The organism is Cupriavidus sp. JZ107, assembly GCF_053903255.1.
In genome coordinates this window covers 1,184,819-1,207,902 of record NZ_CP096481.1, presented here as the reverse complement: position 1 = coordinate 1,207,902, position 23,084 = coordinate 1,184,819, and the positions used below count along the sequence as shown (strand labels likewise).

Sequence of the window (23,084 nt, the reverse complement as noted above, 5' to 3'; positions counted from 1 at the left end):
CTCGCTCAGTTGCCTTCGAACACGGGCCTGGCCTTGGCGACGAAGGCTTCGTAGGCACGGCGGAAGTCGCCGGTCTGCATGCAGATCGCCTGGGCCTGCGCCTCGGCCTCGATGGCCTCGTCCAGTCCCATGTTCCATTCCTGGTGCAGCAGCTTCTTGGTGACGCCATGCGCGAAGGTCGGGCCCGCGGCAAGCTGCGCGGCCAGCGCGGCGGCCTCGTCGCCGAGCCGCTCGGGCGCGTGCAGCGCGTTGAAGAAGCCCCATTGCAGCCCCTCCTGCGCGCTCATCGCGCGGCCGGTATAGAGCAGCTCGCTGGCGCGGCCCTGGCCGATCATCCGCGGCAGCAGCGTGCAGGCGCCCATGTCGGCGCCGGCCAGGCCCACCCGCACGAACAGGAAGGCGGTGCGTGCCGACTCGGTCGCCAGCCGCATGTCGGAGGCCAGCGCGATCATCGCGCCCGCGCCGGCGCAGACGCCGTCGACCGCCGCGATGATCGGCTGCGGACACGCCCGCATCGCCTTGACCAGGTCGCCGGTCATCCGCGTGAAGTCGAGCAGCTCGGGCATCGCCATCTTCGTCAGCGGGCCGATGATCTCGTGCACGTCGCCGCCCGAGCAGAAGTTGCCGCCGGCGCCCTGCACCACCACGGCCTTGATGTCGCTGGCATAGACCAGCGCGCGGAACAGATCGCGCAGTTCGGCGTAGGCGTCGAAGGTCAGCGGATTCTTGCGCTCGGGACGGTTCAGCGTCACGGTGCCGACCTTGCCGTCCGCGGATACCGACCACAGGAAGTGGCGCGGCGCGAAGTCCGCGAAGCCGCGCTTGTGGTGGCGCATGTCCAGTGCGATCTCGTTCATCTGCGTTCTCTCGTCGATTTTGTCGATGGATCGATGTATCGATGTATCGATGTATGGGTTCGTCGTGGGTCGCCGGGAAATATCCGTTCAGCCCGCCATCACCTCGCCGCCCGCCACCGCGATGGCCTGGCCGGTGATCGCGCTGGCCGACGGCCGGCATAGCCAGGCGACCGCGTCGGCCACTTCGTCCGGATCCACCAGCCGGCGCTGCGGATTGCGGCCGGCCAGTTCGGCGCGCGCCTGCTCTTCGGTACGGCCCGTCTTGCCGACGATATTGGCGACCGCCTCGCGCACGATGTCGGTATCGGTATAGCCGGGGCACACCGCATTGACGGTGACGCCGCTGCGCGCCAGCTCCAGCGCCAGCGCGCGCGTCAGGCCGAGCACGCCGTGCTTGGCCGCGCAGTAGGCCGTCACATAGGCATAGCCGGTCAGCGCGGCGGTGCTGGCCACATTGACCACGCGGCCCCAGCCGGCGTCGCGCATCGCGGGCAGCGCGGCCTGCGTGCACAGGAAGGTGCCGGTCAGGTTCACATCGAGCATGCGGCGCCACAGCGCCAGATCGGTCTTCGCCATCGGCGCGCTGTGCGCCTGGCCGGCGTTGTTGACCAGCACGGCGATCGGCCCCAGCGCCCGCGCCGCGGCGTCGAACGCGCGGGCCACACTGCCGGCATCGGCGACATCGGCCTGCACCCCGTGCAGCCGCGCACCGGGATGATCGTGCCCAAGTCGCTCCGCGGCGCGCGCCAGCGCGTCGCCGTCGCGGCCCAGCAGCGTCACGCCGGCACCCTCGGCCAGCAGGCGTCCGGCGATGGCAGCGCCAATGCCGCGCGCCCCGCCCGTGACCAGCGCATGGCGCCCCTGCAGCGGCAACGACGAACGATCGGCGTTCATCGCGCCCCCGCCAGCGCCGCGGCGCGTTCGAGGTTGGTCTCCAGCTGCCGCTTGCCGGCCTGGTATTGCACCGGCCAGTCGACCGGCCGATAGCCCAGCTGCGCTGCCTGGTGCAGTGTCCAGGCCGGATCGGCCAGATGCGGGCGCGCGATCGCGCACAGGTCGGCGCGCCCTGCGGCGATGATGCTGTCGACGTGATCGGCCTCGGAGATCGCGCCAACCGCGATGGTTGGAATGCCCGCCTCGTTGCGGATGCGGTCGGCGAACGGCGTCTGGTACATGCGGCCATAGACCGGCGCCTGCTCGGGGCTCACCTGCCCCGACGAGCAGTCGATCAGATCCGCGCCGGCCGCCTTGAAGGCGCGCGCGATCTCGACCGCATCGTCGGGCGTGATGCCGCCCTCGACCCAGTCGTGCGCCGAAATGCGGACCGACATCGGCCGCTGCGACGGCCAGACTTCGCGCACCGCGGCGAACACCTCGAGCGGATAGCGCAGCCGGTTGGCCAGCGAGCCGCCGTACTCGTCGTCGCGCCGGTTGGTCAGCGGCGAGATGAACGACGACAGCAGATAGCCGTGCGCGCAATGCAGCTCCAGCCAGTCGAAGCCGGCCTCGGCCGCGCGCCGCGCCGCGGCGACGAAATCGTCGCGCACGCGATCCATGTCCTCGCGCGTCATCGCACGCGGTACCTGCGAAATGCCGGGCAGATACGGCAGCGGCGAGGCCGAGATCAGCGGCCAGTTGCCCTCGGGCAGCGGATGGTCCATCGCCTGCCAGCCGAGCTGGGTCGAGCCCTTGCGGCCGGCATGGCCAAGTTGCATGCCGATGCGCGTGCCGCCGGCCAGCCCCGTGCCCGCATGGACGAAATCGACGATGCGGCGCCACGCGTCGCGTTGTTCGTCATTCCACAAACCCGGGCATCCCGGCGTGATGCGCGCGTCCGGCGACACGCAGGTCATCTCGGCCATCACCAGGCCGGCACCGCCCTGGGCGCGCGCGCCCAGATGCACCAGATGGAAGTCGCCGGGCACGCCATCGACGCAGCAGTACATCGCCATCGGCGACACCACCACGCGGTTCTTCAGCGTCAGGCCGCGCACGCGGTAAGGCGTGAACATCGGCGGCAAGGCGCCGTCGTGCGCGCGCAGGCTTTCCTCGGGCACGCCGGCCTGGCGCGCCAGCCAGCGCTCGTAGTCCTCGACATAGCCGCGGTCGCGCAGCCGCAGGTTCTCGTGCGAGATCCGCTGCGAGCGCGTCAGCAGCGAATAGGCGAACTGCTCGGGCGCCAGCCGCGCGTAGCGCTCGACGTTCTCGAACCATTCGGTGGAATTGCGTGCGGCGTTCTGGATCTTCAGCACCTCGACGCTGCGGACGGCCTCGTAGCGGCGCAGCGCCTCGTCCAGCGCGTCCGCACCCGGTTGCGCCAGGCCGCGCAGATTGGTGGCCAGATCGATCGCATCCTCCAGCGCCAGCTTGGTGCCGGAGCCGATCGAGAAATGCGCGGTGTGCGCGGCATCGCCCATCAGCACCACCGGCACGCGGCGGCCGCCCGCCAGCGTGTTCCAGTGGACCCAGGTGTTGCAGATCACGCGGTTGAAGCGGATCCAGTTGGCCGAGCCGCGCAGGTGCGTGGCATTGCTGATCAGCGGCTGGCCATCGAGATATTTCGCGAACAGCCGCTCGCAGTAGGCGATGCCCTGCTGCTGGTCCATCTGCTCGATGCCGGCGGCACGCCAGACCGATTCGGGAGTCTCGACGATGAAGGTCGAGGTGTCGTCGTCGAAGCGGTAGGCGTGCGCCTGAAACCAGCCGTGCTCGGTCTGCTCGAAGGCGAACGTGAAGGCGTCGAAGCGCTTTTTCGTGCCAAGCCAGACGAAACGGCACTGGCGCGTATCGATGTCCGGCGCGAAGGTCTGCGCGTAGCGGGTGCGCACGCGGCTATTGACGCCGTCGGAGGCGATCACCAGATCGGCGCGGTACTGCTCGGCCAGCGCCTGGTCGTCCTGCACGTCGGTCTCGAACACCAGCTCCACGCCGAGCGCCTCGCAGCGGGCCTGCAGGATGTTCAGCAGGCGCTTGCGGCCGATACCGATGAAGCCGTGCCCGCTCGAACGCATCGTGCGGCCGCGGAAATGGATATCGATGTCGTCCCAGTGATTGAAGGCCGCGTCGATCTCGCGCGCGCTTTCCGCATCGGCCTCGCGCAGGTTGTCCATGGTGGCGTCGGAGAACACCACGCCCCAGCCGAAGGTGTCGTAGGGGCGGTTGCGCTCGACCACGATTACCTCATGGCGCGGGTCCTGCCGCTTCATCAGCAGGCCGAAATACAGGCCGGCCGGTCCGCCGCCAATACACAGTATTCGCATCTGTCGTCTCCTCGCGGCGTGATGGCCGCTGCCGCCCTGCCGCCGTGGTACCGATTCGCCGGCGCTGTGCCGTAATCAATACAGCCCTAAATATTTTATGCTTAAAATAATAGGGCGAGGCGGCCCGCTTGGCAAGCGGCCCCTGCAGCATGGCTCTGTGGCGCCGCCTGCCCGCGGCCGGGTCAGCCCTGCAGGGCCTCCCGGAACTGCGCCAGCGCCGACGGGTCCTCGATGGTCGTCAGGTCCCCGGGGTCGCGCCCTTCCGCCACCGCCTGGATCGCGCGGCGCAGCAGCTTGCCGGAGCGCGTCTTCGGCAGCGCGCCGACGAACACCACGCGGGCGGGCCGTGCCACCGCGCCGAGCTGGCGGTCCACCGTCTGCATGATCTCTCCCTCCAGCGTCATGCGGTCTTGCGGCGTGGCGGCGCGCCCGGCATCGCGCAGGATGCAGACCGCCAGCGCGACCTGCCCCTTCAGCGGATCGGCGACACCCACCACCGCGACCTCCGCCACCGCCGGGTGCGAGGCGATGCTTTCCTCGATCTCGCGCGTGCCCAGCCGGTGGCCGGCCACGTTCAGCACGTCGTCGGTACGCCCAAGGATGAACAGATAGCCGTCCTCGTCGCGCACGCCCCAGTCGAAGGTCGAGTAGCGCTGCTTGTCGGGAAAGCCGGACCAGTAGGTCTTGACGAAGCGCTCGTCGTCGCCCCAGACGGTGCTCATGCAGCCGGGCGGCAGCGGCCCCTCGATCGCCACCACGCCCTTCTGCCCCGGTGCGCATTCGGCGCCGGTCTGCTCGTCGACGATGCGCACGTCGTACCCGTACACGGGCAGCCCCGGCGAGCCCAGCTTGGCGGGCAGCGCCTCGATGCCGTGCTGCAGCGCGATGATCGGCCAGCCGGTCTCGGTCTGCCAGTAGTTGTCGACCACCGGCTTGTTGATCGCGGACTGGATCCAGCTGGCGGTCGGCTCGTCCAGCGGCTCGCCGGCCAGGAACAGCATGCGCAGGCTCGACAGGTCGTAGCGGGTCAACCAGGACGGGTCCTGCTTCTTCAGCACGCGGATCGCGGTCGGCGCGCTGAACATCACGTTGACGCGGTACTGCTCGACCAGCTGCCACAGGATGCCGGCATCGGGCCGCACCGGCGTGCCCTCGTACAGCAGCGTCGTCATGCCGGCCAGCAGCGGACCGTAGACGATATAGCTGTGGCCGACCACCCAGCCGATGTCGGAGGTGCAGAACATCGTGTCGCCGGGCTTGCCGCAGAAGATGGTCTCCATCGACGTGGCCAGCGCGACCGCGTAGCCGCCGGTGTCGCGCTGCACGCCCTTGGGCTTGCCGGTGGTGCCGGAGGTATAGAGGATGTACGACGGCGCGCTCGATTCAAGCCATTCGCATGGCACCTGCGTCGCGCCGACGCGCTCGCGCCAGGCCAGGTAGTCCTCGTCGCGGCCCGGGGTCCGTTCCATCGGCGCGAGGCCGCGGTCGACCAGGAGCACCTTGTCGGGCGGGTTCTGCGCCAGCCGCAGCGCCTCGTCGAGCAAAGGCTTGTAGGGCACGACCTTGCCGCCGCGCGAGCCGGCATCGGCGCTGACCACCACGCGCGGCCGCGCATCGTCGATGCGCGCGGCCAGGCTGACCGAGGCGAAGCCGCCGAACACCACCGAATGCACCGCGCCGATGCGCGTGCAGGCCAGCATCGCGAACACCGCCTCGGGAATCATCGGCATGTAGATCAGCACGCGGTCGCCCTGCCGCACGCCCAGCGCCAGCAGCACGGCGGCCATGCGGTTGACCTCGGCATGCAGCTCGCGGTAGCTGTAGCTGCGGCGCTGGCCGGTTTCGGTGGAGACATGGACCAGGGCCGGCTGCTCGGCCCGCTTGGCCAGGTGCCGGTCGACCGCGTTATGGCAGAGATTGGTGCGGCCGCCGACGAACCAGCGCGCAAATGGCGGCCGGCTGTAGTCGAGGACCTGTTCGCAGGGGGTCTGCCAATCGATGCGGCGGGCCTGCTCGGCCCAGAAGGCGTCGGGATCGACGAGGGAACGCGCGTGCAGGGCGCGGGTGGTGGCCATTGCTGTCTCCTCCGCTGGGGCGGCGGTTATCGTTGGACCGCCAGTTTGCCACCACCGGCACCGGCTTCGCCATCCGCAATGTCCACAAGGTCGCCCGCCTGGCTGGCCGGACCGGCCGCGCCCAAAGAAAAAGGGACACGCCCTTTGGCATGCCCCTTCCCGGTGGCTACTGCGGTGCTACGCCTTTCGCGACCGTCAGCGACCGTCAGCGACCGTCAGCGACCGTCAGCGACCATCAGCGCGCCTTGCCCTTCGCCTTCGCCTTGGGCGCCGCGCTGGCCTTGGCGCTGGCCCGACCGGAGGAGGCCCCGGTGGTGGCCTTGACACTGGCCTTGACGCTGGCCTTGGCGGAAGCTCTCGACGAGGCCCGCACCGCCTTGCCGTGCGGTTCGACCACCACGCGCTGGCGGGCGTTGACGGCGCGGCCGCCCTTGCCCGATACGCGGATCACCCGCACCTCGTCGTCGCGCTCGGCGATCGCCCGCGCGCGCTTGACCGGCACGTTCAGCACCAGGCTCTGCCCGGCCACCAGCTTGGAGCCCGACAGCTTGTTCCATGCCCGGACCTGGCTGACCGACACGCCATAGCGGCGCGCCACCGAGGCGACCGTGTCGCGCTTGCCCGCGCGCACCACCAGCCGGCGCGCTTCGGGCAGATCCGGCTCCATCGCCAGGATCGCGTTGTCCGCCAGCTTGGCGCTGATGTCCTCGGTATGGCGGCCCGAACGCGGAATCATCACGGTCGAGCCGGGCTTCAGACGCATGCCCTTCGGAATCCGGTTGATCTCGCGCAGCGTGTCCGGATCGACGTTCAGCCGGGCCGCCAGCGATTCGACGCGCTCGCGCCCGTCCACCGTCACCGCGGTCCAGCTCGACAGCCCGCCGCGATAGGTGTTCAGGTTGTACTGGAAACGCTCGGCATTCTCGAACGGCAGCAGGATCTGCGGGTTCGACGCACCGAGGATCACCGGCTTGTTGAACGACGGATTGAGCGCGCGGAATTCCTCCAGCGGCATGTTGGCCAGCTTGGCCGCCAGCGTCACGTCGATATCGCGCGAGGTCGTCACCGTGACGAAATACGGATGGTCCGGAATCGGCGGCAGCGTGACGCCATAGCTGGCCGGGTTGCTGACGATGTTCTTGACCGCCTGCAGCTTCGGCACGTAGTAGCGCGTCTCGTTGGGCATCGTCAGGCTGGCGTAGTCGGTCGGCAGCCCGCGCGCCTCGTTGCGCGCGATCGCCCGCGACACCGCGCCCTCGCCCCAGTTGTACGCCGCCAGCGCCAGATGCCAGTCGCCGAACATGTCATGCAGCCGGCTCAGGTAGTCCAGCGCCGCTTCGGTCGAGGCCAGCACATCGCGGCGCTCGTCGCGGAACATGTTCTGCTTCAGGTTGTAGTGCTTGCCGGTGCTCGGGATGAACTGCCACATGCCGGCCGCCTTCGCGCTCGACACCGCCTCGGGATTGAAGGCGCTCTCGACGAACGGCAGCAGCGCCAGCTCGGTCGGCATGTTGCGGCGTTCGAGCTCGGCGACGATGTGGTACAGGTATTTGCTCGACCGCGCGATCATCCGCTCCATATAGTCGGGCCGCGCCGCATACCACTGCGTGCGGTCCTCGACCAGCGTGCCTTCCAGGTCCGGCATCGAAAAGCCGCGACGGATGCGCACCCAGATATCCTGCGACTGGCCCAGCGTCCAGTCGATCCTGTCTTCGTCGACATTGATCGGCGCGGTCTCGCGCGCGATGGTCGGCGGCAGGTGGATCGAATTGAGCGGATCGGTAGGGGAAAGGCCGGTCTTGGGCTTGGTGGCGGAAGCCAGGGCGGTCGGCGAGCCGGCCGTGCCGGCTTCATCAGGCGGGACGGGCGTGCTGGCACAAGCCGCCAGCAGCGCCGCACAGGCTACGGCCGCCAGGTATCGACCAATTCTCATCAAGTTCTCGGATCGTGACGCTAAAAATTGGCTGATCCTAAAGACAAAGCGGTTCTTGCGTCAATTGGATTTTCCGCTTTTCGCCCAGGCGCGGGCGGTCGGGCAGACGGATCGGCGGTGCATCCGTCAGCGAAAGCCGTCCTTCCAGGCGCGCAGCGCGCCGAAGGCCCCGGCATCGTCGGCGGCGGCAGCGCCCTGACGGTCCAGTGCCTGGCGCACCGCGGGGTCACGGGAACGCAGGAAGGGATTGACCGCGCGCTCATGGCCGACGGTGGTCGGCACGGTCGGCGCGCCCGCGGCGCGCAGCGCCTCGACCCGCGCGTCCCAGGCGGCCAGCGCGGCGTTGTCCGGCTCCACCGCGCGGGCGAAGCGGACATTGCTGCGCGTATACTCGTGGGCGCAATAGACGCGGGTCTCGGCGGGCAGCGCGGCCAGCTTGTCGAGCGAGGCCAGCATCTGTGCCGGCGTGCCCTCGAACAGCCGCCCGCAGCCGCTGGCGAACATCGTGTCGCCGCAGAACACCACGGGCCCGATGCCGGGCAGCTCGCCGGTGTAGGCGATATGTCCGGCGGTGTGGCCGGGCACCTCGAGCACCCGCAGCCGCAGCGCCGGCGCCTTCAGCTCGACCTCGTCGCCCTCGCGCACCGCGCGGGTACGATGGCCGATGCGCTCGGCGGCCGGCCCGATCACCGGCATCGGTTCGCCGTTGGGTCCGGCCGGATACGCGGCCAGCAGGTCGGCCACGCCGCCCTGGTGATCGGCATGGTGGTGGGTGATTACAATGGCGCCCAGGACCAGCCCCGTCCGCGCCAGATAGGCGAGCACCGGCGCGGCGTCGCCCGGATCGACCACGGCGGCGGCATGACCGTCGTCGATCGCCCAGATATAGTTATCCTGGAAAGCGGGGATCGGCTCCACCCTCAACATACGTGCTCCTATGTCCAAGCGTCCGATTATAGATTGGGAAAACTGGCTGGCCTCCCCGCCCGGCCAGTACATGCTGCGCTGGGAGGAAGGCCAGTACGACCGCACCGTGGCCGACATCTTCGGCTACCACGCGGTCCAGCTCGGCATGCCGGTGCTGGACACGCTGCGCGAGAACCGCATGCCGTTCGGCGCGCTCGCGCTGGACGCCCGCAGCGGCCCGCACGGTCCGCGCGCCGCGGAAACCGGCATCGCCCCCGGCCCGCAGCTGCTGTGCCGCTTCGACGAACTGCCCTTCGATACGCAGAGCCTGGACCTGGTCACGCTGCCCCATGTGCTCGAATTCTCCGAGGATCCGCACGAGGTGCTGCGCGAGGTCTCGCGCGTGCTGATGCCCGAGGGACGCGTGGTGGTGTCCTGCTTCAACCCGATGAGCCTGTGGGGCGCACGCCAGGGCCTGAACCGGCTCGGCGCCGATCCCTTCCTGCCGACCGACGCCCAGTCAATCGGGTTCGTCCGCATCAAGGACTGGCTCAAGCTGCTCGGCTTCGATATCATCCGCGGCCGCTTCGGCTGCTATTGCCCGCCCTACCGCACCGACCGCTGGCTGCAGCGGGCCGCCTTCATGGAGAAGGCCGGCGATCGCTGGTGGCCAATCTTCGGCGCGGTCTATATGCTGTCGGCGGTCAAGCGCGTGCGCAACATCCGCCTGGTCGGGCCCGCCTGGAAGACGCCCAAGGCCGCGCTGGCCCCGGTAGCGGCGCCGGTCGCCACGCCGAACGGCACGCACGGCAAGTCCCCCGACGAAGAGAAGACGTGAGGCGCGCGCCCCAACCTGCCTGACCAGCCCATTCCCGAGCACCGCCCGCTCGGACCGATTTCAACCCGTTCGCCCCGGCGGACACCCGGCGCCGGCGACGTCCCGCTGCACCGGTTCCCACCGTTCATCGATGCAAGAAGTCACGATCTATTCCGATGGCGCCTGCAAAGGCAATCCCGGCCCCGGCGGCTGGGGCGCCGTGCTGCTCGCCAATGGCCACGTCAAGGAGCTGTTCGGCGGCGAGGCCAATACCACCAACAACCGGATGGAGCTGACCGCCGTCATCGAGGCGCTGCGCGCGCTGAAGCGGCCTTGCAAGGTGCAGGTCTGGACCGATTCGCAGTATGTGCAGAAAGGCATCTCCGAATGGATCCGCGGCTGGAAGGCGCGCGGCTGGAAGACCGCGGAGAAGAAGCCCGTCAAGAACGCCGACCTGTGGCAGGCGCTCGACGCCGCCGCGGCCGAGCACGACATCTCGTGGCACTGGGTACGCGGCCACAACGGCCACCCGGGCAACGAACGGGCCGATGCGCTGGCCAATCGCGGTGTCGCCTCGCTCACCGGCGCCCAGGTTGAGTAGAATGCCCGCCATGCGACAAATCGTACTGGACACCGAAACCACGGGCCTGAACGCCGCCACCGGCGACCGGCTGATCGAAATCGGCTGCGTCGAGCTGGTCAACCGGCGGCTCACCGGACGCAACCTGCATTTCTATATCAACCCGGAGCGCGACATCGACGCCGGCGCGATCGCGGTGCACGGGCTGACGGTCGAATTCCTGGCGGACAAGCCCAAGTTCGCCGAGGTGGTCCACGAGATCCGCGATTTCGTGCAGGACGCCGAGCTGATCATTCACAACGCCGCGTTCGACCTCGGATTCCTCGACATGGAATTCCAGTTGCTCGGCCTGCCGCCCTTCCGCAAGCATGTGGGAAGCGTGATTGATACGCTGCTCGAAGCGCGCCAGATGTTCCCCGGCAAGCGCAACTCGCTCGACGCGCTGTGCGAACGGCTCGGCGTCAGCAATGCGCACCGGACGCTGCACGGCGCACTGCTGGATGCGGAGCTGCTGGCCGAGGTCTATCTGGCGATGACGCGCGGCCAGAACTCGCTGGTGATCGACATGATGGACGCCAGCGCGGGCGCCGGGCCGGCCGCAGTTGCCGCCACCGACCTGTCGGCGCTGCGCCTGCCGGTGCTGGAACCGACCGAGGACGAACTGGCGGCGCACGCCGCGGTGCTGAAGGAGCTGGACAAGGCCAGCGGCGGCAAGACGGTATGGCAGGAGGCGCCGCAGCTGGAAGAGGCAGCCTGAGGCTGGGCCGATGTTCTTCGGTGAAAAAATTCGACGAAGGGCTTTACAAGATACAACGGCACTGACATAATCTCGCTTTCTCTGCTGCCCGGCAGTTTCAAGCGCAGTAGCAGGGGTGGTTAGCTCAGCGGTAGAGCACTGCCTTCACACGGCAGGGGTCACAGGTTCAATCCCTGTACCACCCACCAGAATTTTGGTAGCAAAATGAACGGCTTACGGATAAATCTTCCGTAGGCCGTTTTGCTATTCTCAGTCCATCTATCACGCTTTCGCGTCCCTCCGAGTCCCACGGCAGTCCCGCATCCGGGATGGGTTATCGCCCGGCAGAATTGCCGGACGAACCTTGATTCTACCGGGACTCAAAAAGGCGGTCCTCTCTGGGCCAATCAACCGCCTAACGGGACTCGCCGCCCGACCCACATAGCCACACGCTATCCCAACGCGACGATCCGACCATGCCGAGCTGCAGGCCAGCCGCCGCGCGGGGCCCCTGCGCCCAGCGGACACGTTGCAGCCTAGTAAACCTGTGTCTGGCCGCGTACGATTTCCGTAGACATCCCAGCCCAGGGCGTCCGTCTCCCACGGCCACCAACACAAGCTTGAGAGGACCGTGCCAGATGGGCGCCCTACGGAAACCGAAGACGGCCCCGGTCAAGAAAACCGCAAGGCCGAAGGTTGGTAAGACAAGGACCAAAGCAGAGGCCAGCGCCAGCTGGCGTACATTGAATACGCTTATAAACAATGCCTTACGTCCTTAAGTGCCTTAAGGGCGTTCGATGCGACGCGAGTGCACCCCCCAAGAGAAATATCCGTATATTTACTTCATTCTTGTCACTCAAGGCACTTAAGGCACTTAAGACTCAGAACATTAAGCACCTTAGGCAAATCACCAAAGTTCATTTTGGATTGTCCCAATCCAGCAGCCCTGCGGCTGGACCACTCCCTGCGGAACACCGACAGCCACTCGCGGCAAACCCGGCATCGCGACGGACACTCCACACCACTCGCGGCGGACACTAGCGCCAGACATACTCGTGCGCGTACGCAGAACACAAGCGCGGTAGGCCCGGCGCCAACGACCATGAGCACCATCGCCCGCATCCCAGCATCCGAGTTCGGCGACCCCGAATTTGGCAAGCTCAATGTTGACTACTTCCTCGAGTACGTTACATACCGTGTCCACGGATACTCAGCACAGTTGGCATTCCTGCGCGTATTCGGGCAAGAGAACGCGCTGCACAACGGGCACCTGAAGATTCAAGAAATCGAACACAACCCGTGGGTGCGCGAAAGCCTCAAACGCCGTCTGCACGAGGCAAAGAACAGCGGCCTGTGGAACGAGAAGATTGCGACATGGGAATTGCTTGCCATTCTGCGCGACCCTGCTGCCAAGCACTCCACGCGCATCGCTGCGGTTAAGGAACTCAACATTCTGCACAGCATCACCATCGTGGATGAGAAGGGCAACACCGGTCGCGGCATGTCCCTGGACGAGTTTTACCGATGGCAAGGACATAACGCGCGGCGAGCTTCGTCAGAGGTGCGCAAACGAAGCATACAAGTCCTCGCTTGAATGTAGATGAGCCGGAGTTGGTACGTGCTTCCCTTGGCGAAGGCAGGTCCATATCACATTCTTGCTATGCTTCCAGCACTTTAAACAAATGCTGAGGTAAGCATGGCGAGCAACGGCATCACGGTAGTTGGACGGAGTTCCGAGACACGATTCGTAGCGTATGGGGATGACTGCCAGTTTGACGACCTGTGCGGCTATGCATTGCTAGTAGTCAAACGGATCCGTATCCCTTGGATGGTGCGCGAGATCAATAAGATCAAGGACGAGTATCGCATTCCCCACAGCACAGCACTGCACTGTCGCGTCCTCTTCAGCTTCCACCAGCGACAGAAGGCCGGGCTTGAACATCTGAGTGACGCGGATGCGCGCTCCATCGTCCTGAAGTGCCTGCTGTTGGTCAACAACTTGGGCGCTCACGTCCGCTTCGTGAGCGGTAGCCTCAAGCATTTTTCCGACTCTATGGGGTCATCGCTCACTATGCGGAATCAAGCTGGCGAGCAGAGCGTGGAACTCCCTGTGCATGCAAACGCCAAGGCGCTTATCGGCTTGCTTGCACAGATAGCTCTAATCACCCCAGGCACCGACAGGAAGTTTGGACATCCATCGGAATGGGAACAGGTCATATCGCAGGATGCCACCAAAGTTAAGTCGATTGGTGACGGAAGGCGTCAGGTCCACAATCTTATGAGCGGAGGCTTTTCAGATATTGGACTGCCTCCGGGAGAGTTTCATCAATTCATGCCGCACATAAGCACCGAAGCCGAACACCCCCTGCTTCAGCTTGCTGATGTTGTCGTGTACTCCCTTACCCACGCTTTGGATACGGGCGAAAAGGCGAGCTTTTGGCGAAACGAAGTTCCATCAATGCGATGGGTTCATCACATCCCATTCGCAGCGGTGCAACAGGGCGTTTGACGGCCCGAAAACAAAGAGACCGCCCAAACCTCAGGCGGCCTCTCTTACTCCAAGGCACCAATCACTCATCCCAGCTTCAGCGCGATGTCCTCCGGTCGTGGCGCGACATACCGCTGGATCATGGAGAGCGTCTTGTGGCCGCTAACCTGCGACACCTCCACGATGTTCAGGCCGTTCTCCAGCATCCGTGACAGGCCCTCTCCCCGCAGGTCATGGAACCGCAAACCCTCGATCCCAACGCGCTTAGTCAGCCGCGCAAAGGCGTGCTTCAGCGAGCTACGGTCATTCGCATAGCGCCATAGGACGTGCCCGAACTTCGGGTGTGAGCCTGCACTGTCGGGCCGGTCCAACTGCAACTCAGTCAGCGCCTCAATCGCTCGTATCGATAGCGGGATGGTGCGCGGCGTGCCGTTCTTGGTGATAGGGAACCGAGCTACACGTCCAACCATGTCCACGTGCGCCCAAGTCAGTTTGAGCAATTCGCCCTGACGCGGGGCTGTCTCGATGGCCAGGATTACGGCAGGCCGCCACTGCTTGTTCCGGGCGCACTCGCAACCTGTCATCAGCTTGTCGAACTCGCCCGCCTTCAATCGACGGTCACGCCCGGCTGGCGTCTTCGGTCGGGTGATCTTGCACTCAGGCACCGGGATGCCCCAGTCCGTACGCGCCCGGTTCAACGCTGATCGGATGATGTTGAGCTCACGCAGGACCGTACCGGCACTGGCTGTCTTCAATCGGTCGTCCCGGAACTTGGCGAAGATGGCCGGGGTGAGCTCCAGAATTGGCGTCTTGGTCCACTTGGCGGCCAGCCACATGTCGATGCGCTCCTGGTCGATCTTGGCGCCCCTCAGAGTCGGACAGACTCGTTTCGGAATTTCTTGAGCACATCGCCCACGGTCGTTGCCGCGTGCACGGTCTTGTACGCTATGCCCATAGCCTCGCCCGTGTCGAAGGCCCGTTCAATCTGGCGCGCCCAAGTGATGGCGTCCGACCGCTTGGCAAAGGTCTTGGATTGGATCGGATAGCCCTTACGCCTGCACTTCGCCTGATAGATAACGGCGCCAGATGCAGTTACGCGCTTGGAGATGGTAGCCATGGTTTGCGTCCTTTCGGAGTCCCTTGGACGCAAGACCGCTATAGGTGGATGATGCTAAGTGATTGATTAAGCTGAGCAAATAGTGCTTGGCTCATGGGTTACCCACCAGCCTTCACACGGCAGGGGTCACAGGTTCAATCCCTGTACCACCCACCAAATTCGCGGGACACCGCATGGAAAAGGCCCTCAGACGACAGTCGAGGGCTTTTTCTTTTTCTCCTGCTTTGTTGGGTGATTGGCAGGATCGTTCGGCACCGCGCTTTTCCCCACCCTTTACGGCACCCACCCCGGCAACTGGGCTGCCTGCCGTATCCAGTCCCCTACCAACGCCTCATCGATCCCCTCGGCTTCGTAGATATCGAGATATCGCGTATTCGGGTCCTTCGATTCCCCGGGCGGCAGCGGGCGCAGCGACGATCCTTTGAAAAAGGCCACCTTCACGTACCGCGTGAAGCAGTGGAAGCTGAGAAACCAGCCCTGCCCCTCCACGCCATAGAACGGCGAATTCCATTTCACCGCCTTGCGGACGTCCGGCACGGTGCGCACGATCAGCGCGTCAAGCTTTTCGCCGACCTCACGCTTCCAGTCCGGCATGGCGGCGATGTAGGCCTGCACCGGGGCATCGCCGTCGCCCTTCGGGATCTGCGGATTGCCGCCCGACAGCAGGACCGGCTTGCCGTCGGGGGGCGGTTTATGCGCCGATTTATTGGCCGATTTCTGGGCCGATTTCTGGGCCGATTTCCGGGCCGATTTCTGGGCCGATTCGTCGGCCGGTTTTGCCGGGGACTTTCTTGCCGGCTTCGCCGCGGCGTTCAGCGGTTTCGCAGGCGTTTTGTTCGTTGCCATCGTATTCACCCCCAACGTCCCGAGTCGAGCCTGTCAAGGACGGGCCTGGACGGCCGGCCGCTGAACCGGACCGATCCTATGTCGAATGCCGGCCGTCAACAACCACCGGCGCCGTCTGGCCCCATTCGCGGGAAAGCGCAATACCCCACCAATCGGGAATAGCAGGCGCCGCCGGCAGCCTCTAGGATTGCCGCGCCCCGGTGCAATGCCGGGGCGCCATCCCGATAGAACAACAAAGACAACCCTTCGAGAATTCCATGAACAAGACCCTGCTGATTGCTTCCATGGCACTGGCCCTCGCCGCTTGCGGCGGTGGCGGTGGCGACGACGACGGCCCCGCGCCGCAACCGGCCACCTCCCCCGCCGAAGGCCTGTACACGGGCAAGACCTCGGCGAACCAGGACATCGCCGGCCTGGTGCTCGACGACGGCACCTACTACGTGATCTACACCTCGTTGGCGCCGATCTCGCTCGGCGTGATCCAGGGCAAGCTGAACGCGACCAATGGCGGCTTCACGTCGAACGACGGCAAGGACTTCAGCGTGTCGTCGCGCGGAATCTTCAATGTCGAGGTCAACGGCACCTACGCGACCAAGGGGAACCTGAACGGCACCGTCCGCTATCCGGCCACGGGCCAGACCGCGACCTTCACCAGCACCTACGACAAGAACTACGAGCTGACGCCGTCGCTGGCGACGCTGGCCGGCACCTACAGCGGCACCTCGGTGATTCCCGAGGGCGGCGAATCGGCGACGATCACCGTCGCCAGCTCCGGCACGATCAGCGGCGCGGGCGCGTCCGGCTGCCGGATCGAAGGCGCCGCCAAGCCGCGCGCACGTGGCAACGCTTACGACATCACCGTGACCTTCGGTCCGTCCCCGTGCGCCCGTCCGGGGCAGAAGATGAGCGGCGTCGCGTATTACAGCGCGGAGGATCGCAGCCTGATCGCCACCGGCACGACTTCTGACCGGTCGGCAGGCGTGCTATTCGTCGGCACGCGGTAAGCCGACAGGCGCCATGCCGCCAATCCCGTCGGCGGCATGGCGTCATCCTCGATCATGGCCGGACACGCCGACACTCAAATCTTCATGAATAGCGGATTGTCGTATCGCTGATACGACAATCGAACTCGACCGCCCCCGGAGCCGCTGCCGCTGACGTTATAGACCTGACGGCAAGGCATGCATCCCCGCCGCAGGCGCAGCCATCACGCCGCCGCCAGTCACCTGATCAATCGCCCCGATCACCTCCGGCACATCAGGCACCACGCCTTCATTGCCGATCGACACCGCGCGGCCAGGCTCGGAGATACCGAAGTGCTCGCGCGAGGTGGCGGTGAACAGCATCACCGACGGCTTGCCCAGCGCATGGGCGAGGTGGACGAAGCCGGTGTCGGTGCCGATCACCAGGTCCGCGGCGGCGACGCGCTGGGCGCATTCGGTGATCGTCATCCTGGGCAGCACCTCGGCGTCCGGGATGCCGCGGGCCAGCACTTCGGATTGCTCCTTTTCCGCCGGCGAGCCCCAGGGCAGCTGCACGCGATAGCCCCGGGCGTTCAGCTCGCGGCCGACCGCGATCCAGCGTTCCGGCGGCCATTTCTTGATCTCCAGCGAGGTCGCGTGGAACAGCATCGCGCGCGGCACGCCGTCGGTATTGAGTGGCGCGGCCGGAGCCGGGATGCGCAGTTCGTAGTGTTCCTTCGGGTCGAGCTCGTAACCGAGCGCCTTGGCGGCGACCAGGCGCATCTTGTGGCGTGCGGTGGCGTCGCCATGCGGCGCGAAGATGTCGGTGTAGAACATCTCGGCACGCGCTTCTCCCAGGTGCCTGGCGGCATAGCCAAAGCGGCGGCGGGTGCGGGCCAGCCAGCCGACGATGGCGCTCTTGTAGACGCCGTGCACGTCCAGTACCACGTCGTACTTCTCACGGCGCAGTTCGCGCACCGCGGCGAGGATCGCGCGCAGGTTCTTCCATTGCTTCGACTTCTTGTAGCCGCGCAGCGGCGGCGCGATCACGCGGTCGACGCCGACCGTCCAGCGCGGGATATCGGCGCAGGAGGCATCGGCGACCCAGTCGATCTTGGCATCGGGATAGGCGTGCCGCAGATCCCAGATCAGCGGCAGCGTGTGCGCCATATCGCCGAGGGAGGTGATCTTGATAACCAGGATGCGCTTCATGGGTGCAGGGAGCGGGCCTTTGCCGCGGGGCTGGATTTTGCGAAGGCCGTAGTATGCACCAGAGGCTGGGCGGGGGGCGTGTCCGGAGGTAACGGAGGAAATTTGAAGCCGGGCGTGCGGTGGTTGCCCTCTCCCCGGCCCTCTCCCCGGCCCCTCTCCCCGGCCCCTCTCCCGCACGCGGGAGAGGGGAGAACTGCTGTGGGCCGGTCAGCCGGCCCACCCCATCACCGCACCTTGCCCTCCTTCCACGCCTGCAGCAGCTTCTCGTAGGCGATGGTCTCGCCCTTGGGCTTCTCGTTGGCCAGCTTCTTCCACGGCGCGTGCACGTCGGACAGCCACTTGGCCGCATCCCCCTTGGGGTTCAGCTTCGGCGCGCAGGTCGCCATGCCCGCGCGCTGCAGCCGCGCCATCACCTGGTCCATTTCCTCGGCCAGGCTGTCCATCGCGGCCTGCGGAGTCTTCTCGCCGGTCACTGCGGTCGCGACGTTCTTCCACCACAGCTGGGCGAGCTTCGGATAGTCGGGGACGTTGGTGCCGGTCGGCGTCCATGCCACGCGCGCCGGACTGCGATAGAACTCGATCAGCCCGCCGTACTTGGCCGCGTTCTTGGTCAGGTACTCGTGGTTGATGTCGCTGTCGCGGATGAACGTCAGCCCGGTCAGCGACTTCTTCAGCGACACGGTCTTCGACGTGACGAACTGCGCGTACAGCCACGCGCCTGCCAGGCGGTTCGGATCGGTCTTCTTGAAGAAGGTCCACGAGCCCACGTCCTGGTAGCCGTTCTGCATCCCCTGCTTCCAGTACGGGCCATACGGCGACGGCGCCATGCGCCACTTCGGCGAGCCGTCCGCGTTGACCACCGGCAGCCCCTTCTTGGTCATGTCGGCGGTGAAGGCCGTGTACCAGAAGATCTGCTGCGCGACCTGCCCTTGCGCCGGCACCGGGCCGGCCTCGGAGAAGGTCATGCCCATGGCCTGCGGCGGCGCGTACTTCTTCATCCAGTCGACGTACTTGGTCAGCGCATAGACCGCGGCCGGGCTGTTGGTGGCGCCGCCGCGCGCGACGGACGCGCCGACCGGCGTGCATTTGTCGGCCGCCACGCGGATGCCCCACTCGTCGACCGGCATGCCGTTGGGCAGCCCCTTGTCCGCGGTGCCGGCCATCGACAGCCACGCATCGGTGAAGCGCCAGCCGAGCGACGGGTCCTTCTTGCCATAGTCCATATGGCCATAGACCTTCTTGCCGTCGATCTCCTTGACGTCGTTGGTGAAGAAGTTGGCGATGTCCTCGTAGGCCGACCAGTTGGTCGGCACGCCCAGGTCGTAGCCATACTTGGCCTTGAACTTCTCCTGCAGGTCCTTGCGCGCGAACCAGTCGGCGCGGAACCAGTAGAGATTGGCGAACTGCTGGTCCGGCAGCTGGTAGAGCTTGCCGTCCGGCGCGGTGGTGAACTTGGTGCCGATGAAGTCCTTGATGTCGAGATCGGGATTGGTAAATTCCTTGCCGGCGCCGTTCATGTAGTCGGTCAGCGGCAGGATTGCGCCATAGCGGTAGTGCGTGCCGATCAGGTCCGAATCGGAGATCCAGCCGTCGTAGATCGACTTGCCCGACTGCATCGACGTCTGCAGCTTCTCGACCACGTCGCCTTCCTGGATCAGGTCGTGATTGACCTTGATGCCGGTGATCTCCTCGAACGCACGCGCCAGCGTCTTGGCCTCGTACTCGTGCGTGGTGATCGTCTCGGACACCACGTTGACCTGGGTCACGCCCTTGGCCTTGAGCTTGGCGGCCGCGTCGATGAACCACTTCATCTCGGCCAGCTGCCTGTCCTTCGATAGCGAGGACGGCTGGAACTCGCTGTCGATCCATTTCTTCGCCTCGGCCTCTCCGGCCCAGGCGGCATGGCCGCAGGCGAGCGCGGCGGCCACCGCCACCAGCTTCACCGCTAGCCTTGCCCGTTGCTTCAGCGCTGTCATCGATGTCTCCTCGAATGGCCCTTCCCGAAAGCGTTGCGGGTCGCGGCCGGGGAAGGATTGAGCCGCGCTACCTGCGAATACCAACCAGACGCACCTCTGAACCACAGCGAACAACCCCGGGGATCACCCATGAACTCACCCGGAAATCACCCGGAGATCACCCCTTGCGCATCACCAGCGCCAGCACCGCCATCGACACGACGAAGCTGATCCACACGGACGGCTCCTCCGGCAGCGAGAACCAGTTCATCATTGCCTCGCCCAGTCCGACCCACGCCAGGTTGATCCATGCCGCGCACATCAGGCCGATGAACAGCCGGTCGCCGCGCGTGGTCGCGATCGGCAGCCAGCCCTTGCGCAGGCGCGTCGGCGAGCGCAGCTCCCAGATCGTCATGCCGATCAGCATCAGCACCACGCAGACGAAGAACACCGCGACCGGCGTGGTCCACACCATCCAGCCGAACATGGCCGTCGTTTCCATCGCCACCCCCGCTCAGACGCGGCCCATCGCGAAGCCCTTCGCGATGTAGTGCCGCACGAACCAGATCACAATGCCGCCGGGCACGATCGTCAGCACACCGGCCGCGGCCAGCACGCCCCAGTCCATGCCCGAGGCGGAGACCGTGCGGGTCATCGTCGCCACGATCGGCTTGGCGTCGACCGAGGTCAGCGTGCGCGCCAGCAGCAGCTCGACCCAGCTGAACATGAAGCAGAAGAACGCCGCGACGCCGACGCCGGCCTTGATCAGCGGCAGGAAGATCGTCAGGAAGAAGCGCGGGAACGAATAGCCGTCGACATAGGCGGTCTCGTCGATCTCGCGCGGCACGCCCGACATGAAGCCCTCCAGGATCCACACCGCCAGCGGCACGTTGAACACCAGGTGGGCGAGCGCGACGCCCAGGTGCGTGTCCATCAGCCCGACGCTCGTATAGAGCTGGAAGAACGGCAGCAGGAACACCGCCGGCGGCGTCATCCGGTTGGTCAGCAGCCAGAAGAACACATGCTTGTCGCCGATGAACTGGTAGCGCGAGAACGCATACGCGGCCGGCAGCGCCACGGTGACCGAAATCACGGTGTTCAGCGCGACATAGATCAGCGAGTTGATATAACCGGAGTACCACGACGAATCGGTGAAGATCGTGCGGTAGTGCTCCAGCGTGAATTGCGCCGGCCACAGCGACAGCGTCGACAGGATCTCGTCGTTGGTCTTGAACGACATGTTGAGCATCCAGTAGATCGGCAGGATCGCGAACACCAGATAGACCAGCAGGAAGGCGGCGCGCCACCAGCCGCCACGCGAGGCCGGATCATGCATGGGGAACCTCCTCGGCGACGGTGCCGGCGCGCTGCATCCAGTTGTACAGCACGAAACACAGCAGCAGGATGATCAGGAAATAGACGATCGAGAACGCCGCGGCCGGACCCAGGTCGAACTGCCCCACCGCTTTCTGCGTCAGGTACTGCGACAGGAAGGTGGTGGCGTTGCCGGGTCCGCCGCCGGTCAGCACGAACGGCTCGGTGTAGATCATGAAGCTGTCCATGAAGCGCAGCAGCACCGCGATCATCAGCACGCCGCGCAGCTTGGGCAGCTGGATATGGCGGAACACCGCCCAGCGCGAGGCGCCGTCGATCTGCGCGGCCTGGTAGTAGGCGTCGGGAATCGCGCGCAGGCCGGCGTAGCACAGCAGGCCGACCAGCGGCGTCCAGTGCCAGACGTCCATCACCAGCACCGTCAGCCACGCGTCGAGCGCGTTGCCGGTGTAGTTGTAGTCGAAGCCGAGTCCGGCCAGCGCGGCGCCGAGCAGGCCGATGTCGGTGCGGCCAAAGATCTGCCAGATCGTGCCGACCACGTTCCACGGAATCAGCAGCGACAGCGCGACGATCACCAGCACCGCCGACGCCTTCCAGCCGCGCGCCGGCATCGACAGCGCCAGCAGGATGCCGAGCGGAATCTCGACCAGCAGCACCGCCAGCGAGAAACCGAGCTGCCGCAGCAGCGCGTCGTGCAGCTCGCCGTCGCGCAGCACCGCGCGGAACCATTCGGTGCCGACGAACACGCGCCGCTCCGGCGAGATGATGTCCTGCACCGAGTAGTTGACGATGGTCATCAGGGGCAGGATCGCCGAGAACGCGACGCAGACCACCACCGGCAACACCAGCAGCCACGCCTTCTGGTTGATCGGCTTCATCGGACCAGCTCCTCGTCGACGTAAAAGCAGGTATGGCGGTGGAACACCGAGAACCACGCGGTCTCGCCGGGCCGCAGCGCGGCGGCCTCGTCGCCGAGCCGGGCGCGCAGCAGCGGCGCGCCATCGGCGCTGTCGATGCTCTTGCCATGGGCACCGCTGTCGTGCAGCCGCGCGGCGGCGATCCAGTAGGTGCCGATGTCCTGCGCGCGTTCGATCACCGCGGGCACCGCCTGCTCGTCGTCGGATCGCGCCAGCCGCAGATATTCGGGGCGCACGCCGATCTTGAAGGTGCCGGCCGCCTGCAGCCGCTGCGCGAGGGCATCATCCGCCGGCGGCGCATACCGCCGTCCGGCCAGTTCGATCCAGCCATCGCGCCAGCGCGCCGGCAGGAAGTTCATGCCGGGCGAGCCGATGAAATGGCCGACGAACGTATGGGCCGGCCGCTCGAACAGCGCATCGGCGGTGCCGACCTGCACGGCCTTGCCGCGCGACATGACCACCACCTGATCGGCGAAGGTCAGCGCCTCGGTCTGGTCGTGCGTGACATAGATCAGCGTCAGATGGAATTCGCGGTGGATCTGCTTGAGCTTGCGCCGCAGCTGCCATTTGAGGTGCGGGTCGATCACGGTCAACGGCTCGTCGAACAGGATCGCGGCGACGTCGTGACGCACCAGCCCGCGCCCCAGCGAGATCTTCTGCTTGGCATCGGCCGACAGGCCGCTGGCCTGGCGATCGAGCACGGCCGACAGGTCCAGCATCTCGGCCACCTGCCCCACGCGCTCGCGCACCTGGGCCTGCGGCACGCCGCGGTTGCGCAGCGGAAAGGCGAGGTTCTGGCCGACGGTCATGGTGTCGTAGATCACCGGGAACTGGAACACCTGGGCGATATTGCGCGCCTGCGGCGATTCGCCGGTGACGTCGCGGCCATCGAACGACACGGTGCCCTGCGACGGCCGCAGCAGGCCCGAGATGCAGTTCAGCAGCGTGGTCTTGCCGCAGCCCGAGGGCCCCAGCAGCGCATAGGCGCCGCCGTCGTCGAAGGTAAAGCGCAGCGGCAGCAGCGCATAGTCCTCGTCGCTGCGCGGATTGGGGCCGTAGGCATGGGCCAAGTCCAGGTCGATGCGGGCCAT

Annotated in this window: 21 protein-coding genes and 1 tRNA gene; 7 read left to right on the top strand and 15 right to left on the bottom strand. The window is 66.2% G+C overall.

Annotated features, from left to right (window positions below; all coding sequences use genetic code 11):
• Positions 1 to 5: 5 nt before the first annotated feature.
• The 6 genes from M1D55_RS15015 to gloB all read right to left on the bottom strand — a co-directional run bounded on the left by M1D55_RS15015 (position 6) and on the right by gloB (position 9,052).
• Complete coding sequence (locus M1D55_RS15015) at positions 6 to 857, bottom strand: enoyl-CoA hydratase family protein (RefSeq protein WP_023264571.1); 852 nt, start codon at positions 855 to 857, stop codon at positions 6 to 8.
• Between the two features lie 87 nt (positions 858 to 944).
• On the bottom strand, positions 945 to 1,751 hold the full coding sequence (locus M1D55_RS15010) for an SDR family NAD(P)-dependent oxidoreductase (RefSeq protein WP_456282503.1): 807 nt from the start codon (positions 1,749 to 1,751) through the stop codon (positions 945 to 947).
• Positions 1,748 to 4,117, bottom strand: a complete 2,370-nt coding sequence (locus M1D55_RS15005) for a bifunctional salicylyl-CoA 5-hydroxylase/oxidoreductase (protein ID WP_456282502.1) — start codon at positions 4,115 to 4,117, stop codon at positions 1,748 to 1,750. The genes M1D55_RS15010 and M1D55_RS15005 overlap by 4 nt, the downstream gene beginning before the upstream one ends.
• A gap of 182 nt (positions 4,118 to 4,299) precedes the next feature.
• On the bottom strand, positions 4,300 to 6,192 hold the full coding sequence (locus M1D55_RS15000; RefSeq protein WP_232206505.1) for a propionate--CoA ligase: 1,893 nt from the start codon (positions 6,190 to 6,192) through the stop codon (positions 4,300 to 4,302).
• A 235-nt stretch (positions 6,193 to 6,427) separates the two neighbouring features.
• On the bottom strand, positions 6,428 to 8,125 hold the full coding sequence (locus M1D55_RS14995) for a transglycosylase SLT domain-containing protein (protein ID WP_456282501.1): 1,698 nt from the start codon (positions 8,123 to 8,125) through the stop codon (positions 6,428 to 6,430).
• Between the two features lie 126 nt (positions 8,126 to 8,251).
• Positions 8,252 to 9,052: a hydroxyacylglutathione hydrolase gene (gene gloB, locus M1D55_RS14990; RefSeq protein ID WP_456282500.1), complete on the bottom strand. Its 801-nt coding sequence runs from the start codon at positions 9,050 to 9,052 to the stop codon at positions 8,252 to 8,254.
• Positions 9,053 to 9,062: 10 nt separating this feature from the next.
• On the opposite strand from gloB, the gene M1D55_RS14985 reads away from it, so the two are divergent.
• The 6 genes from M1D55_RS14985 (at position 9,063) to M1D55_RS14960 (ending at position 13,673) form a co-directional block, all read left to right on the top strand.
• Complete coding sequence (locus tag M1D55_RS14985) at positions 9,063 to 9,869, top strand: class I SAM-dependent methyltransferase (RefSeq protein WP_043442514.1); 807 nt, start codon at positions 9,063 to 9,065, stop codon at positions 9,867 to 9,869.
• A 130-nt stretch (positions 9,870 to 9,999) separates the two neighbouring features.
• Entirely contained in the window at positions 10,000 to 10,449 is a 450-nt protein-coding gene (gene rnhA / locus M1D55_RS14980) for a ribonuclease HI (protein ID WP_006576483.1), read from the top strand.
• Between the two features lie 10 nt (positions 10,450 to 10,459).
• The gene (gene dnaQ / locus M1D55_RS14975; protein WP_006576484.1) at positions 10,460 to 11,185 is read left to right on the top strand and encodes a DNA polymerase III subunit epsilon; all 726 of its coding nucleotides are present in this window, start codon (positions 10,460 to 10,462) and stop codon (positions 11,183 to 11,185) included.
• Between the two features lie 113 nt (positions 11,186 to 11,298).
• Positions 11,299 to 11,373, top strand: a tRNA-Val gene (locus M1D55_RS14970).
• Between the two features lie 893 nt (positions 11,374 to 12,266).
• Positions 12,267 to 12,758: a hypothetical protein gene (locus M1D55_RS14965; protein WP_456282499.1), complete on the top strand. Its 492-nt coding sequence runs from the start codon at positions 12,267 to 12,269 to the stop codon at positions 12,756 to 12,758.
• Positions 12,759 to 12,860: 102 nt separating this feature from the next.
• Complete coding sequence (locus tag M1D55_RS14960) at positions 12,861 to 13,673, top strand: hypothetical protein (protein WP_456282498.1); 813 nt, start codon at positions 12,861 to 12,863, stop codon at positions 13,671 to 13,673.
• Positions 13,674 to 13,738: 65 nt separating this feature from the next.
• Here M1D55_RS14960 and M1D55_RS14955 read toward each other — a convergent pair whose 3' ends face one another.
• The 3 genes from M1D55_RS14955 to M1D55_RS14945 form a co-directional block, all read right to left on the bottom strand.
• The gene (locus M1D55_RS14955) at positions 13,739 to 14,488 is read right to left on the bottom strand and encodes a site-specific integrase (RefSeq protein ID WP_456282497.1); all 750 of its coding nucleotides are present in this window, start codon (positions 14,486 to 14,488) and stop codon (positions 13,739 to 13,741) included.
• A 32-nt stretch (positions 14,489 to 14,520) separates the two neighbouring features.
• Positions 14,521 to 14,769, bottom strand: a complete 249-nt coding sequence (locus tag M1D55_RS14950; protein WP_456282496.1) for a hypothetical protein — start codon at positions 14,767 to 14,769, stop codon at positions 14,521 to 14,523.
• 273 nt (positions 14,770 to 15,042) lie between these two features.
• Positions 15,043 to 15,615: a DUF1801 domain-containing protein gene (locus M1D55_RS14945; protein WP_456282495.1), complete on the bottom strand. Its 573-nt coding sequence runs from the start codon at positions 15,613 to 15,615 to the stop codon at positions 15,043 to 15,045.
• Positions 15,616 to 15,872: 257 nt separating this feature from the next.
• On the opposite strand from M1D55_RS14945, the gene M1D55_RS14940 reads away from it, so the two are divergent.
• The gene (locus M1D55_RS14940) at positions 15,873 to 16,619 is read left to right on the top strand and encodes a hypothetical protein (protein WP_456282494.1); all 747 of its coding nucleotides are present in this window, start codon (positions 15,873 to 15,875) and stop codon (positions 16,617 to 16,619) included.
• A 156-nt stretch (positions 16,620 to 16,775) separates the two neighbouring features.
• On the opposite strand, the gene waaC is transcribed toward M1D55_RS14940, so the two are convergent.
• The 6 genes from waaC to M1D55_RS14910 form a co-directional block, all read right to left on the bottom strand.
• On the bottom strand, positions 16,776 to 17,789 hold the full coding sequence (gene waaC, locus M1D55_RS14935; RefSeq protein ID WP_456282493.1) for a lipopolysaccharide heptosyltransferase I: 1,014 nt from the start codon (positions 17,787 to 17,789) through the stop codon (positions 16,776 to 16,778).
• Positions 17,790 to 18,013: 224 nt separating this feature from the next.
• Positions 18,014 to 19,765: an ABC transporter substrate-binding protein gene (locus tag M1D55_RS14930; protein WP_456282492.1), complete on the bottom strand. Its 1,752-nt coding sequence runs from the start codon at positions 19,763 to 19,765 to the stop codon at positions 18,014 to 18,016.
• A 157-nt stretch (positions 19,766 to 19,922) separates the two neighbouring features.
• Positions 19,923 to 20,231: a DUF2160 domain-containing protein gene (locus M1D55_RS14925; protein WP_006576489.1), complete on the bottom strand. Its 309-nt coding sequence runs from the start codon at positions 20,229 to 20,231 to the stop codon at positions 19,923 to 19,925.
• 27 nt (positions 20,232 to 20,258) lie between these two features.
• Complete coding sequence (locus tag M1D55_RS14920) at positions 20,259 to 21,080, bottom strand: carbohydrate ABC transporter permease (RefSeq protein ID WP_006576490.1); 822 nt, start codon at positions 21,078 to 21,080, stop codon at positions 20,259 to 20,261.
• Complete coding sequence (locus M1D55_RS14915; protein WP_023265145.1) at positions 21,073 to 21,954, bottom strand: carbohydrate ABC transporter permease; 882 nt, start codon at positions 21,952 to 21,954, stop codon at positions 21,073 to 21,075. Before M1D55_RS14915 ends, M1D55_RS14920 begins: the two co-directional genes overlap by 8 nt.
• The gene (locus M1D55_RS14910) at positions 21,951 to 23,084 is read right to left on the bottom strand and encodes an ABC transporter ATP-binding protein (protein ID WP_456282491.1); all 1,134 of its coding nucleotides are present in this window, start codon (positions 23,082 to 23,084) and stop codon (positions 21,951 to 21,953) included. The genes M1D55_RS14915 and M1D55_RS14910 overlap by 4 nt, the downstream gene beginning before the upstream one ends.

Coding starts and splice junctions, on each gene's coding strand:
- M1D55_RS14985 (WP_043442514.1), top strand. CDS start 9,063: ATGTCCAAGCGTCCGATTATAGATTGGGAAAACTGGCTGGCCTCCCCG.
- M1D55_RS15015 (WP_023264571.1), bottom strand. CDS start 857: ATGAACGAGATCGCACTGGACATGCGCCACCACAAGCGCGGCTTCGCG.
- M1D55_RS14925 (WP_006576489.1), bottom strand. CDS start 20,231: ATGTTCGGCTGGATGGTGTGGACCACGCCGGTCGCGGTGTTCTTCGTC.
- rnhA (WP_006576483.1), top strand. CDS start 10,000: ATGCAAGAAGTCACGATCTATTCCGATGGCGCCTGCAAAGGCAATCCC.
- M1D55_RS14960 (WP_456282498.1), top strand. CDS start 12,861: ATGGCGAGCAACGGCATCACGGTAGTTGGACGGAGTTCCGAGACACGA.
- M1D55_RS14930 (WP_456282492.1), bottom strand. CDS start 19,765: ATGACAGCGCTGAAGCAACGGGCAAGGCTAGCGGTGAAGCTGGTGGCG.
- M1D55_RS15000 (WP_232206505.1), bottom strand. CDS start 6,192: ATGGCCACCACCCGCGCCCTGCACGCGCGTTCCCTCGTCGATCCCGAC.
- gloB (WP_456282500.1), bottom strand. CDS start 9,052: ATGTTGAGGGTGGAGCCGATCCCCGCTTTCCAGGATAACTATATCTGG.
- M1D55_RS15010 (WP_456282503.1), bottom strand. CDS start 1,751: ATGAACGCCGATCGTTCGTCGTTGCCGCTGCAGGGGCGCCATGCGCTG.
- M1D55_RS14965 (WP_456282499.1), top strand. CDS start 12,267: ATGAGCACCATCGCCCGCATCCCAGCATCCGAGTTCGGCGACCCCGAA.
- M1D55_RS15005 (WP_456282502.1), bottom strand. CDS start 4,117: ATGCGAATACTGTGTATTGGCGGCGGACCGGCCGGCCTGTATTTCGGC.
- M1D55_RS14940 (WP_456282494.1), top strand. CDS start 15,873: ATGAACAAGACCCTGCTGATTGCTTCCATGGCACTGGCCCTCGCCGCT.
- M1D55_RS14920 (WP_006576490.1), bottom strand. CDS start 21,080: ATGCATGATCCGGCCTCGCGTGGCGGCTGGTGGCGCGCCGCCTTCCTG.
- M1D55_RS14945 (WP_456282495.1), bottom strand. CDS start 15,615: ATGGCAACGAACAAAACGCCTGCGAAACCGCTGAACGCCGCGGCGAAG.
- M1D55_RS14915 (WP_023265145.1), bottom strand. CDS start 21,954: ATGAAGCCGATCAACCAGAAGGCGTGGCTGCTGGTGTTGCCGGTGGTG.
- waaC (WP_456282493.1), bottom strand. CDS start 17,789: ATGAAGCGCATCCTGGTTATCAAGATCACCTCCCTCGGCGATATGGCG.
- dnaQ (WP_006576484.1), top strand. CDS start 10,460: ATGCGACAAATCGTACTGGACACCGAAACCACGGGCCTGAACGCCGCC.
- M1D55_RS14995 (WP_456282501.1), bottom strand. CDS start 8,125: ATGAGAATTGGTCGATACCTGGCGGCCGTAGCCTGTGCGGCGCTGCTG.
- M1D55_RS14955 (WP_456282497.1), bottom strand. CDS start 14,488: ATGTGGCTGGCCGCCAAGTGGACCAAGACGCCAATTCTGGAGCTCACC.
- M1D55_RS14950 (WP_456282496.1), bottom strand. CDS start 14,769: ATGGCTACCATCTCCAAGCGCGTAACTGCATCTGGCGCCGTTATCTAT.
- M1D55_RS14910 (WP_456282491.1), bottom strand. CDS start 23,084: ATGGCCCGCATCGACCTGGACTTGGCCCATGCCTACGGCCCCAATCCG.